At 42.4% G+C, this 11340-nt stretch carries 15 protein-coding genes and 1 riboswitch; of the genes, 14 read left to right on the top strand and 1 reads right to left on the bottom strand.

Annotation, left to right across the window (positions count from 1 at the left end; all coding sequences use genetic code 11):
- The 13 genes from NCCP2222_RS11160 to NCCP2222_RS11100 all read left to right on the top strand — a co-directional run.
- Positions 1 to 231 (top strand): rhodanese-like domain-containing protein (locus NCCP2222_RS11160; RefSeq protein ID WP_248512378.1); only part of this gene is annotated, 231 nt, incomplete at its 5' end.
- Positions 232 to 249: 18 nt separating this feature from the next.
- A complete protein-coding gene (locus NCCP2222_RS11155; RefSeq protein WP_248512375.1) occupies positions 250 to 1377 on the top strand; it encodes an MBL fold metallo-hydrolase in 1128 nt (375 codons plus the stop codon).
- A 32-nt stretch (positions 1378 to 1409) separates the two neighbouring features.
- The gene (locus tag NCCP2222_RS11150) at positions 1410 to 1637 is read left to right on the top strand and encodes a sulfurtransferase TusA family protein (RefSeq protein ID WP_248512374.1); all 228 of its coding nucleotides are present in this window, start codon (positions 1410 to 1412) and stop codon (positions 1635 to 1637) included.
- Positions 1638 to 1746: 109 nt separating this feature from the next.
- Complete coding sequence (locus tag NCCP2222_RS11145; protein WP_248512552.1) at positions 1747 to 2505, top strand: sulfite exporter TauE/SafE family protein; 759 nt, start codon at positions 1747 to 1749, stop codon at positions 2503 to 2505.
- 232 nt (positions 2506 to 2737) lie between these two features.
- On the top strand, positions 2738 to 3313 hold the full coding sequence (locus NCCP2222_RS11140; protein WP_248512551.1) for an RNA polymerase sigma factor: 576 nt from the start codon (positions 2738 to 2740) through the stop codon (positions 3311 to 3313).
- Entirely contained in the window at positions 3300 to 4064 is a 765-nt protein-coding gene (locus NCCP2222_RS11135) for a DUF4367 domain-containing protein (RefSeq protein ID WP_248512373.1), read from the top strand. The genes NCCP2222_RS11140 and NCCP2222_RS11135 overlap by 14 nt, the downstream gene beginning before the upstream one ends.
- A 38-nt stretch (positions 4065 to 4102) precedes the next feature.
- Positions 4103 to 4396 (top strand): hypothetical protein, encoded by a 294-nt coding sequence (locus tag NCCP2222_RS11130; RefSeq protein ID WP_248512372.1) that lies wholly within the window; start codon positions 4103 to 4105, stop codon positions 4394 to 4396.
- Positions 4397 to 4408: 12 nt separating this feature from the next.
- On the top strand, positions 4409 to 4900 hold the full coding sequence (locus NCCP2222_RS11125; RefSeq protein ID WP_248512371.1) for an SRPBCC family protein: 492 nt from the start codon (positions 4409 to 4411) through the stop codon (positions 4898 to 4900).
- Positions 4901 to 5245 carry a hypothetical protein gene (locus NCCP2222_RS11120; RefSeq protein ID WP_248512370.1) on the top strand — a complete coding sequence of 115 codons (345 nt, stop codon included), beginning with the start codon at positions 4901 to 4903 and terminating at the stop codon, positions 5243 to 5245.
- Positions 5246 to 5335: 90 nt separating this feature from the next.
- On the top strand, positions 5336 to 6106 hold the full coding sequence (locus tag NCCP2222_RS11115) for an aminoglycoside 6-adenylyltransferase (protein ID WP_248512368.1): 771 nt from the start codon (positions 5336 to 5338) through the stop codon (positions 6104 to 6106).
- 176 nt (positions 6107 to 6282) lie between these two features.
- Positions 6283 to 6672 (top strand): NUDIX hydrolase, encoded by a 390-nt coding sequence (locus NCCP2222_RS11110; protein ID WP_248512365.1) that lies wholly within the window; start codon positions 6283 to 6285, stop codon positions 6670 to 6672.
- A gap of 173 nt (positions 6673 to 6845) precedes the next feature.
- On the top strand, positions 6846 to 7496 hold the full coding sequence (locus NCCP2222_RS11105; protein ID WP_248512363.1) for an SMI1/KNR4 family protein: 651 nt from the start codon (positions 6846 to 6848) through the stop codon (positions 7494 to 7496).
- A gap of 90 nt (positions 7497 to 7586) precedes the next feature.
- Entirely contained in the window at positions 7587 to 8036 is a 450-nt protein-coding gene (locus NCCP2222_RS11100; RefSeq protein WP_248512361.1) for a GNAT family N-acetyltransferase, read from the top strand.
- Positions 8037 to 8540: 504 nt separating this feature from the next.
- On the opposite strand, the gene NCCP2222_RS11095 is transcribed toward NCCP2222_RS11100, so the two are convergent.
- The gene (locus NCCP2222_RS11095) at positions 8541 to 9179 is read right to left on the bottom strand and encodes a glycerol-3-phosphate acyltransferase (protein WP_248512359.1); all 639 of its coding nucleotides are present in this window, start codon (positions 9177 to 9179) and stop codon (positions 8541 to 8543) included.
- Between the two features lie 252 nt (positions 9180 to 9431).
- Positions 9432 to 9546: riboswitch (SAM riboswitch) on the top strand.
- Positions 9547 to 9686: 140 nt separating this feature from the next.
- On the opposite strand from NCCP2222_RS11095, the gene NCCP2222_RS11090 reads away from it, so the two are divergent.
- The gene (locus tag NCCP2222_RS11090) at positions 9687 to 10988 is read left to right on the top strand and encodes an O-acetylhomoserine aminocarboxypropyltransferase/cysteine synthase family protein (protein WP_248512356.1); all 1302 of its coding nucleotides are present in this window, start codon (positions 9687 to 9689) and stop codon (positions 10986 to 10988) included.
- Positions 10989 to 11340 lie beyond the last annotated feature (352 nt).

The following is an 11340-nucleotide window of genomic DNA, read 5'->3' as shown; positions in this document are numbered from 1 at the left end:
GCTGAGTACGCATTTAGCCATATACCAGGAGCAATATCCGCTCCGTTCGGCGACTTGGAAACTGCCATGAACAGTTTAGATAAGGAAATGAGCCTTTATGTCATTTGCCGTACAGGAAACCGCAGTGACATGGCCGCGCAAAAATTCGCCGATGCTGGCTTCCGCAATGTGAAAAATGTTGTTCCAGGTATGAGCGGATGGAATGGATCTATTCAAAAATCTATGAACTAATTAGGAGGTAGAAAAGAAATGGCAGTAACTCCATTGACAGCAGGCGATATCGCTAAAAAAGTAATCAGGAAAGAACCGTTTTTCATTCTGGATGTCAGGAATGAAGATGCGTTTAAAGATTGGAAGATTGAAGGGGAATCAGTGCAGCATTTAAATATTCCTTACTTCGATCTGTTAGATGGTGTGGAACATATTCTCGAGCAATTGCCGACAGATCGTCCGGTTGTCGTCGTTTGTGCAAAGGAAGGTTCTTCGATCATGGTCGCGGATATGCTTTCAGAAGAAGGCCGCGATGTGCATTATTTGAAAGGCGGCATGAAGGCTTGGAGTGAACATCTTGAGCCTGTTAAGGTAGGCGATTTGAAAGAAGGCGGCGCTATCTATCAATTCGTCCGGATCGGCAAAGGATGCTTGTCCTATATGATCGTCTCGGAAGGTGAAGCTGCCATTGTTGATGCAACACGCATGACGGATGTGTTTACTTCGTTCGCAGACGAACTGGGCGTGAAGATTACGAACGTGTTGGATACGCATCTGCATGCGGATCATATTTCCGGTGGCCGTCAAATTGCCGAGCAAGCAGGAGGCACATATTGGTTGCCGCCAAAAGATGCAGCAGAAGTGACGTTTGCTTACGAGCCGCTTGAGGAAGGGCGCGTCATTACGGTCGGTAAATCGAAAATTGATATCCAGCCGATCTACTCGCCTGGACATACGATCGGATCGACATCATTCATCGTGGACGGCGCTTATCTGTTATCTGGAGATATTCTGTTCATCGATTCCATCGGAAGACCGGATTTGGCGGGTCTTGCGGAGGACTGGGTCGGTGACCTGCGGGTGACGCTTTATGAAAGATACCGCGCACTCGCTGAAGAATTGATCGTTCTGCCGGCTCACTTCATGATTATTGAGGAATTAAACGAAGACGGCAGCGTGTCTGAAAAACTAGGCACATTGTTTGCGAAAAACCATGGATTGAACATTGCGGATGAGAAGGAATTCAGGAAATTGGTGACCGATAATCTTCCGCCACAACCGAATGCCTATCAAGAGATCCGTCAAACGAATATGGGGAAAATCACCCCGGACATTGATGCACAGCGTGAAATGGAAATTGGACCGAACCGTTGTGCGGTACGCTAATTAAAAATAAAAAAGAGACAGGAGAGAGACGAATGAACATTGCAAAAGTATTGGACGCAAAAGGGTTAGCCTGCCCGATGCCAGTTGTACGGGCTAGAAAGACGATTAAAGAAATGGAAGCGGGAGAGGTTCTGGAAATCCAAACGACGGATAAAGGATCAGTAGCTGATTTGTCCGCATGGGCAAAGTCTGGCGGCCACGAAATGATTGACCAGAAAGAAGAGGCAGGCGTCTTTACATTCTGGATTAAAAAAGGGTGAAGCTTTTGAATGTGGAAACTTTGCTAATACGAGTGCGGATAAGTGTTCTTTTCCGCGCTTGTTCTTTTTTGAATACATGGAAGGAGGAGGCTAGGTGGAATTTGAATTCATGATAACTTTATTTTTTATTGGATTCATCGGATCTTTTATTTCAGGTATGGTTGGGGTCGGCGGTGCCATTGTTAAATATCCGATGTTGCTTTTTATTCCGCCTCTTTTTGGCATGACTGCATTAACGTCCCATGAGGTTTCAGGGATAACTGCAGTAGAAGTAGTGTTTACAACCATGTCGGGCGTGTGGGCATACCGGAAAAGTGGTTATTTGAATAAGAAACTGATCGCCTATATGGGAACTGCTATTTTACTCGGCAGTTTTATCGGCGGCTTCGGTTCAAATTTGCTGACAGCAGGATCCATTAATTTGGTTTATGGCATATTGGCGACTCTGGCCGCTATTCTGATGTTCATCCCAAAGAAAAATGTCGATGAGATACCGGCTGACAAGTTGGAGTTTAACCGATGGCTCGCGGCTTTCCTCTCCCTCCTAGTAGGAATGGCCGCAGGAATTGTCGGGGCAGGAGGGGCTTTCATCCTCGTTCCGATCATGCTTGTTGTCTTACGGATTCCAACCCGGGTGACGATCGCCACGTCCCTTGCCATTACCTTCATTTCCTCGATTGGTTCCACGATAGGGAAAGTTGCAACCGGGCAAGTATTGTACGGGCCGGCAGCCGTCATGATCCTCGCAGGACTATTGGCGGCTCCTTTGGGTGCGAAGATGGGGCAAAAAGTGAATACAAAAGTTCTGCAAGCTATTTTGGCCGTCTTGATTCTTGGAACGGCAATTAAAGTCTGGATGGATTTTTAACTAGTCATACACCTGGAAATGAAAAGTCGGCAAAAAAACTGCCGGCTTTTTTGATGTGTAGATAGGGTGATTCAATCCAAAATGAGATCATCTCGGTTCAAGAATTTAACATTAGAAAATCATTCCAAATACTCTACTCTATACCAAGATTTTGCGGTATAGTGAAGGAAATATAAGGAATAGTTCTTACTGTATTCTGACGAGGTGAGAGGTGGTCGACTTGTTGAAAAAGGTGCTCGCCGAAGAGGAAAAAACGACGCCTGAAGTAGAGAAAATTATTTTCGAAAAGTATTATGACCGTGTTTATCATACAGCTTATTTTATTGTAAAAGATCCTGAATTGGCACAGGACATTCTCCAGGAGAGCTACCTGAAGGCTTTCCGCAATATACATCTCATTCATGAAATCGAGAAAATTGGTGCCTGGCTGACAACGATTACAACCCGGACGGCCATCGATTATTTGAGGAAAATGAAAAGATGGAATGATTTTGCCGCAGACGACGTCTTTATTAACAGAGAACTCCTGCAAGTGGAGCACATCCCGATCTCTTCTGTTGAAACGGCAGCGGAACGAAAACTAATACGTTCCCTTTTACAGGAAGAGATTGATAAATTAAAAGCAAATCACCGAGTTGTCCTTTTTCTTTATTACTTCGATGACTTGACATATGAAGAGATTTCAGAAGCTTTAGATGTCAACATTGCAACTGTTAAGACAAGGGTGCACCGTGCGAAACTAAAACTGAGAGCGGCGATCGAAAAGAAAGAAGAATTGATGGAGGCGATTCTGGATGTCGGAAAATGAAGATCGGGATTTCGATGACCTCATTCGGGAAGCACTGCAAGAGCAAGTCCATCGACAGCCCTTTTCGAAGGTGACCATCGAGGAGGCTTGGAAGCGGCTGGAAGGCGGAAGAAATCCAAGCCCTCCTCGCCGGAAAATGAAAGGCTGGGGCATGCTACTGTCTTTAGCGGCCGCTTGTATGGTGCTTTTTTTCATTTGGTCGCCTGGAAACGGAATTGCTTATGGAAACATAGTTGTATGGTTTCAACAGATTCAAGGTTCGGTCATTCAACTGATGGGCGGAAATTCGGAGGAGGCGGAAACTATCGGTTTGGACGTGCTGGATGCCACTGCGTTTCAAGTCATTGAGACCCCCGAATATGAAGCAGAGCAGCTGAGTGTAGAAGAAGCACAGTCGGTAACGGACTTCCCGATCATCCTCCCTGTAGTTCCTGTTGACTTTGAATTATCGCATGTGGATGTAATACGAAAACAGAATGAGATGAGCAACGAAATCTATTTGAATTATACCGGTAAGGATCGGGAGTTCACCATTACGCAACTCAGCAGTACAGAATCCTTCAGCTTTGGCATCGTGGCAGACCGAGATGATTCCAAAGTAGAAGAATGGATTATCGGAGCCCATAAAGGGAGCTTAATCACGTACAAAAACAATCTCCGCCAATTAATTTGGATGACAGAAAGCCATTACTTCAGCATTGAGGGCAACTTGACGGAGGAAGAAATCGTCAAGATTGCAAGATCTATGTAAGCGGTTGAAAGGCGGTTGCTGATTTGGAGGCGAGTAATATGTTTGGGAGCATCTATTACTATTTGTTTGTTCTTATTCTAATCAACTCTGTCGCCATCTTTTTCTTTAAGGAGAGAATGAAAACGGTGCTGTATCTATTGTTCAGTTCCTTATTTTTGCTGTTCATTTTCTCGCAAATGCTCTTTCAAGAAGGGTTATTGGCTGACCGGTATAATGCCTCGGGTGACCCGGTGTCTGTGACATTATTCATCGTAATTTCAATTATTTTCATGGCAAGCGCAGTTTACTATTTCGTTCGATTTTCTAGAAAGAAAACAACTACGGATCAATAAGGGGATAGAGAAATGGAAGTAGCAAGCAAAGGGGTTATTAATGAAGTCACCATCCAAGCACCAATTGATTTGGTGTGGCTGGCTTGGACTATTTCGGATCGCGTATCGCAGTGGTTCGCACCGGAGGCGGTAGTAGAAGCCGAAGTCGGCGGGGCATATGAATTATATTTCATTCCTGGCAACCGAGAAGGCATGAATACAGTGGGGTGCAAAATTGTATCTCTAGTGCCGCAGAAGGAATTGGCATTCACCTGGCAAGGTCCCGATCAATTTAAAGCGATCATGAACAAAGAAGATGACCTGACAACAGTTTTTGTGCGATTTGAATCAATGGAGGAAGAAATAACAAAAGTGACGGTTGAGCATATCGGCTTCCAGGACAAGAATGAATGGAAGGAAGCGATCGAGTGGCATCAAATGGCGTGGGGCGACGTTCTTTCCAGTTTACAGGCGGCACTCGAAAAAGGGGAAGGAAATTTATGCTGCCATCCGGCGAATGATTGAGTGATTAAATGGGAAACGCGGAGCCAATTCAAATATGAATTGGCTTCCTATTTTCTAAACTGGGGGGAGTTCATGGAGGACCAGGAGCATTTGAACAAACAGGATTACTTGAACAGAAAAAAACAGGCCGATTCGCTGCAATCTGTATTGGGCGAGATTGGCCTTGTCGCCATCGCAATCGGATTTTTTGTTGTGTACTTCCGGATACTTGCGTACGTCTGGAACCAATATTTTTGGAACGGATATAGCGATTCAATCAGCATTTTCATTTTAATCTTCGGCGTGATTCCGCTGTCTTATTTATCTGCGAAGTTTGTGGTGAAAGTGATTAAGATTACATGGTAAGGAAAAAAGTATTCCTATTTGAACACAATTATTTTAAATGAAGTGCTTAGATAGATGTGGCAGTCTTGATCGAATTGGGGGAGAGAAAAAATGTATTCTTTTGAAGAAAGACAGACATATTTTGATAATGTTATTACAGCACTCGACTCTTCTAAATTAGTGGAAGGGGTTGTCCAATTAGGTTCAGGAGTAATTGGGTACAAAGACGAATTTTCTGATATTGATTTAATGGTTGCGGTTTCAGATATAGAAGATGCGGAAAGAACGAAGGATTTTATTAGAGAGACATTAGAGATTTTCAATCCTCTCTATGTCAAAGAAAAGCAGTTTAGTAAAGATATTTTTCTACTTATTGCAATATTGGACAATGGACTTGAGTTCAATGTCTCTGTTGTTCCAAGAGTTCTTCTATCCGTGCAATCTCCTTTATGGAAGGTGATTATTGATAAAACAGGTGTTGTTAAAGAGAAGATGGATGCTGAAAATGAACACTTTTTAAATCGTCCTGTAAAATATAATGTCGGTATGGATGTACCATTTGAATTTGTTTATTGTTCTTTGGCTTTAGAGAAAGAATTGAAGCGAAATAACATGATTTATGCACTTAAAATGCTGGAGGACATGAGGGGCTTTACCTTACTAGTTCAAGCAATGAATGAAGATAAAAAACTTCATCAGTTCAAGGAATATGAAACGTTAGATCCCCATTTTATCCAAGACTACTTATCGACAGTTCCAACAGAAGTTACTGTTGAAAATATAAGGATATCGGCTGGGAAATTGAAAGAGCTTTTTATGAGTGTTAGTTCAACTTTTTCTGTGGATGATGAATTAGAGAAACTTTTAATAGAAATCCCCTGACTTATGATGGGTTTGATTTCCCAAAGGTGAAAGAAAATCTATGTAGCTATTTTGGTTGTCTTTGTGATGTACTTTCTTTCTCAAGTGAAAACCTGTTTTCTTTACTCAATGTTAATAATTTGCAAATGAAAATTTAATGCAAAAATTACTTTATTGGAGAGTAGAGGGATATCAATATGGACAGATGGATAGGTTCAGCTGGTATTTGTATTAATGAACATATGGAAATATTAATGGTTAAAAGTTTCGAGTCAGAAGGTTGGGCAGTACCTTCAGGTGGGATTGAGGAGGGCGAAAGCCCTGAGGAATGTTGTGTTAGAGAAGTTAAAGAAGAAACGGGATATGACGTGAAAGTCGTTGAGCAATTAAGAGTTAAAGAGACAACAATTAAAGGAATACAGGTAAAAATATATTACTTTCGTGTAGAAAAGATTGGTGAAAGTAGCGGAATCAATGATCCTGATGGAATTATTGCAGAATCCGAGTGGAAGCCGTTCCATGAACTACAAACTATTAATCATGCCTATCCGGATGATTTACAATATTTGCTGGCTCAATTTAATTAGCGGGATATTAAATCAATAATATTGGATTCTCTACAAATTTATTTATCGACATTTCCTACGAAGCCAAAAGTAAGTTTAAAGGCATTGACTCACTATTTAAAAGCGATGTTCAAAGTTATGTGCTATAAATGAATCCTATTAAGTGATCTGATATGAGAAAAAGGTGTAAGAAAATGGACTACGAGTCAATAAGAGAAAGAATAGCTACCATCTCTGCTAGAATTCAACAAATAGGTGGAGATGTTCAGGAAGTTGTAATAGATGACCCGGTCTCAACAGAACAAATACTTCAGACGGAAGAAAAGCTTGGAATAGAGTTGCCTAAAAGTTTTAAAAAGGTACTCCAAGAGTTTTCAGGGAATTTCAGTTTGCGTTGGTTTTTACCTGATGACAGCGAGCAGCCGGATGAATTTAGAGGTGTTTTTTGCGGTACACCACATTGGGGATTGAAACTCCTTCCTCAATTCGAAGAAGCCCGAATAGGTTGGATTACCAATGTGTTCCCGAACCCAGAAAATGAGTATGACGTTGTGTGGCATAACAAATTAGTGTTTTGTGAAGTTGGAAATGGTGACTATTTAGCTTTTGATATGAAAGACGATACCGACGCTCCAATCGTTTACCTTAGCCACGATGATGGAAAAGGTCATGGATATAAGCTCGCAAATAACTTCATTGAATTCATTGAGAATTGGTCCAGAATAGGTTTCGTAGGGTGTGAGGATTGGCAATGGCTGCCTTTTACCACAAGTTCTATCAGTGGAATAAACCCCGATGGCCTGGAGGCAAAAAGATTTAGAACATGGTTGGGATTAGAAATATAATAATTATAAGAGTATCAATTATCGTCTAACAGGTTCGGTTGATGGGGTTGCATTATACATATTAAAAAGTCATAACTATATTTGGAAGGTATGATTGCTTTGCTAGAATTAAGAAAAATTAATAGTGACAATTATGAAGAATGTTTAAACTTGCGTGCAACTGATACAAGTGTGGAATTTGTAGATCCTGTAGTGTTTTCATTAGCCGAATCGTGGGTGTTTTATGAGGAGTCACACCCTTTTGCAATTTATGCTGATAATGTGATGGTAGGCTTTGTTTCAATGTCTATTGCTGATAATAACCCCCAAATCATAAATTTTATGATAGACAGCCGTTTTCAAAAAAGAGGCTATGGAACATTAGCCGCTAAGCTTTGTATTGAATATTTGTGTAAAGAATTCAATGCACGTAGAGTTTCCTTGCCAGTTAATTTAGAAAATAAAACCGCAATAAAATTTTGGAGTAGACTAGGATTTGAGCCATCGGACAATATAGAGAATGGTTATCTTTATATGCGATTGTACATAGTAGAAAAATAGGTGTGAGCATATAAACAAACATAAATAACGTTTTTCAAATGAAAGTTTGGGATTACACCGGAACCTCGCAAACATTGTTAAATAAATGTTTGTGGGGTTTTCTTTGTAATGTTGTTTATACAGGTTTTAATGCCTGTTCCTAAAAAGTTAGTTCTAGTAAGTATTTAAACGATTTTAGGGGATCGCTGTGTTATGGGGGTTATTGAATGAAATCCTGCATATTCTTGATGTTTTATATAGAATTGCTTACTTTAAGGTGAGTGTAATGTGAGATAAAAAAACAAGCAGTTTAAGCAGTTTATGGCTCTAGTGATTTGGCTGACATGCTGAAAATCCAAGATAGTACGTGGTGGGACGCTCTTCTCCACAACAATATGCTAAAAAGCGCTCAAATTTCTGAGCGCTCTTACTTGTTTTGTATGGCTATTGCACCGTTGAAAGATATGCTGATTTGCCTATAATTTACGATGTTAATTTGCTTTCTTTGCAACTGCACTCGTTAAATCAAGAGGACTTCTCCTTTTTCTTACTGAATGATGCCCGGATGCGGGTTTCAGTTCCCGCGCGAATTCGTTTTATATTTTCAGTATGCTTCCAAACAGCCATGATGAAAAGCAAGGCGGCAATCAGGATCGGCCAGTAGCCATCCAGCCAAATGGCCATTGCCATCAAGGTGACGTACAACATGAAGACGCCAATTACAAGAATATCCGTCAACAGCGCGACTGCAATGAAAAGGACAAGGCCAGCCAAACCGAATCGCCAATCGATGGCAAATAACACCCCGATGACCGTTGCTGTCCCTTTTCCCCCGTTAAATTTCATGTAAAACGGAAAGTTATGCCCGAAAATGACAGCCGCTCCCACTGTGAAAAGAAGCAATGTACTATATTCTGGATTCAAGTCAAACTGATAGGAAAGAAGACGGACTGCCAGGACTGCCAGAATCCCTTTTCCGATATCAATAATGGCAACAAGTGCCCCGTATCGTTTTCCGAGAACGATGAGGGCGTTCGAAGCACCCGCATTTTTTACCCCGGTCTCTTTCAAGTTCACCCCAGAAATCCATTGCGCCACGACAGAACCATGCAAACAGCCGATGGCATATCCTATTATGGCAATACCAATGATCCAAAAGATCATAAAATTCCCCCACATTCAATATGGTTTTATCATACGATGTCTGAATGGACCGTTCAATGAATTTTTCAAAGATAGCCGAATGGTAGGGGAAAGAGTCGATTCTTCAAGTTTAATGTAAAAATAATTTATTGGTGCAATAAAGAAAAATCCCTGATGATACAAAACGTTCAGAACAATTTTTAACTTACCCCTTGACTTTGAAAATAGGAGTCTCTATACTGTTCAACAAGATGAAAAACTGAATCACCCATACTCTTATCAAGAGCGGCGGAGGGACTAGGCCCTGCGATGCCCGGCAACCGGCAAGTGACGAACTTGCAAAGGTGCTACTTCCTACAGAACGTGCGAACGGTCTGAAAGATAAGGGGAGGAATAAGCGAAAGCGTAACCCTCTTCTTAGCGAAAGGGGTTATTTTTTTATTCCTAAAAAACCCCCAACGCCTCCGCACTGCATCATCCCTGTTGCATTTTCATCTTAAACTACTACAACCACTGGAGGTAATTCAAATGACAAACAACCAACTTCAACCCGAAACTCTACTCTTGCACGGCGGCCAAAAGCCTGATCCTGTTACTGGGTCTCGAGCAGTGCCGATCCATCGCACCACTTCTTTTGTTTTCCGTGATACAGAACATGCCCAAAACCTATTTGCCCTTCAAGAGGCAGGGAATATTTATACACGCATTACGAACCCGACTGTTGCTGTTTTTGAAGAAAGAATTGCATTGTTGGAAGGCGGAACTGCTGCAGTAGCCCTTTCATCCGGTATGGCAGCAATTGCTTTCTCCATATTGAACATTGCAGGCGCCGGTGATGAAATCGTGGCTGCCAGCAACTTATACGGCGGTACGTACAATCTATTCGCAACGACACTACCACGCTACGGAATTACAGTAAAATTCGTAGATGCTACAGATCCTGAAAATTTCCGTGCGGCGATCACTGATAAAACGAAAGCGCTGTTTGCTGAAACGATCGGCAATCCAAGCTTGCACGTTCTTGATATCGCGGCAGTGGCGAAGGTAGCTCATGAAAATGATATTCCATTATTGATCGATAGCACATTTGCTTCTCCATATGGTGCAAACCCAATCGAACATGGAGCAGACGTGGTCATTCATTCAGCAACGAAATGGATTGGCGGACATGGCACAACAATCGGCGGAGTGGTCGTCGATGGCGGTAAATTCGACTGGACGAAAGGGAAATTCCCTGGTTTCACAGAGCCGGATGAAACATACCACGGCTTGCGCTACGGCATCGATACAGCGGGCGCGGCATTTGCTACGAAACTACGTGTCCAATTGCTGCGTGACTTCGGTCCATGTCTGGATCCAGACAGTGCCTTCAACTTCTTGCAAGGTTTAGAAACGCTTCACCTGCGCGTGACACGCCATAACGAAAATGCACGCAAAGTAGCGGAATTCTTAAAAAATCATCCTTCTGTTGAGTGGGTAACTTATGCAGGATCGGAAGACCATCCATCGCATGCTAATGCGAAAGTGTACTTGAAGAATGGATTCGGTTCCATCCTTGTATTCGGCATCAAAGGCGGACGCGAAGCAGGACGGAAGGTGATCGATGGTGTAAAGATCTGGTCGCACGTCGCGAATGTCGGGGATGCTAAATCATTGATCATCCATCCGGCATCGACAACGCATCAGCAACTGTCAGCAGAAGATCTGAAGAACTCTGGTGTTACAGAAGAATTGATCCGTTTGTCAGTCGGCTTGGAATCCGCTGAGGATATTATCGCAGACCTTGCGCAAGCGATCGAAAAAGCAGTTCCTGTTGCAGTTGAAAAGTAAAATAAAAAGCTAATAGATAGATTTTTGGAAGGAATCGGCAAAGAGTCAACCTCATTTGGTGGCTGCTGATATGAAACGGGCGATTTAGGTGTCTCATTTGACACTTGCCGGTGAACATGTGGTTTAGGTGCCTCATTTGGCACTCGACGGAGAAGATTTGGAGTAAACAGTGTCTCATTTGGCACTTGACGTTATGGATTTGGCGTGTGGAGTGTGTTATTTGGCGCCCGCCGGTGTGGATTTGGCGTGTAGAGTGTGTTATTTGGCGCCAACCAGCGTGGATTTGGCATAAGGAGTGTCTCATTCGGCACCCGCCATAATAAATGTAGCGTATCGGGGCGTCCCATTCGAT

The sequence above is a fragment of the Sporosarcina sp. NCCP-2222 genome, from assembly GCF_023168145.1.
Taxonomy (GTDB): domain Bacteria; phylum Bacillota; class Bacilli; order Bacillales_A; family Planococcaceae; genus Sporosarcina.
This window is presented reverse-complemented; position numbering and strand designations above follow the sequence as displayed.

Coding starts and splice junctions, on each gene's coding strand:
- NCCP2222_RS11155 (WP_248512375.1), top strand. CDS start 250: ATGGCAGTAACTCCATTGACAGCAGGCGATATCGCTAAAAAAGTAATC.
- NCCP2222_RS11150 (WP_248512374.1), top strand. CDS start 1,410: ATGAACATTGCAAAAGTATTGGACGCAAAAGGGTTAGCCTGCCCGATG.
- NCCP2222_RS11145 (WP_248512552.1), top strand. CDS start 1,747: ATGATAACTTTATTTTTTATTGGATTCATCGGATCTTTTATTTCAGGT.
- NCCP2222_RS11135 (WP_248512373.1), top strand. CDS start 3,300: ATGTCGGAAAATGAAGATCGGGATTTCGATGACCTCATTCGGGAAGCA.
- NCCP2222_RS11130 (WP_248512372.1), top strand. CDS start 4,103: ATGTTTGGGAGCATCTATTACTATTTGTTTGTTCTTATTCTAATCAAC.
- NCCP2222_RS11125 (WP_248512371.1), top strand. CDS start 4,409: ATGGAAGTAGCAAGCAAAGGGGTTATTAATGAAGTCACCATCCAAGCA.
- NCCP2222_RS11115 (WP_248512368.1), top strand. CDS start 5,336: ATGTATTCTTTTGAAGAAAGACAGACATATTTTGATAATGTTATTACA.
- NCCP2222_RS11110 (WP_248512365.1), top strand. CDS start 6,283: ATGGACAGATGGATAGGTTCAGCTGGTATTTGTATTAATGAACATATG.
- NCCP2222_RS11105 (WP_248512363.1), top strand. CDS start 6,846: ATGGACTACGAGTCAATAAGAGAAAGAATAGCTACCATCTCTGCTAGA.
- NCCP2222_RS11100 (WP_248512361.1), top strand. CDS start 7,587: ATGATTGCTTTGCTAGAATTAAGAAAAATTAATAGTGACAATTATGAA.
- NCCP2222_RS11095 (WP_248512359.1), bottom strand. CDS start 9,179: ATGATCTTTTGGATCATTGGTATTGCCATAATAGGATATGCCATCGGC.
- NCCP2222_RS11090 (WP_248512356.1), top strand. CDS start 9,687: ATGACAAACAACCAACTTCAACCCGAAACTCTACTCTTGCACGGCGGC.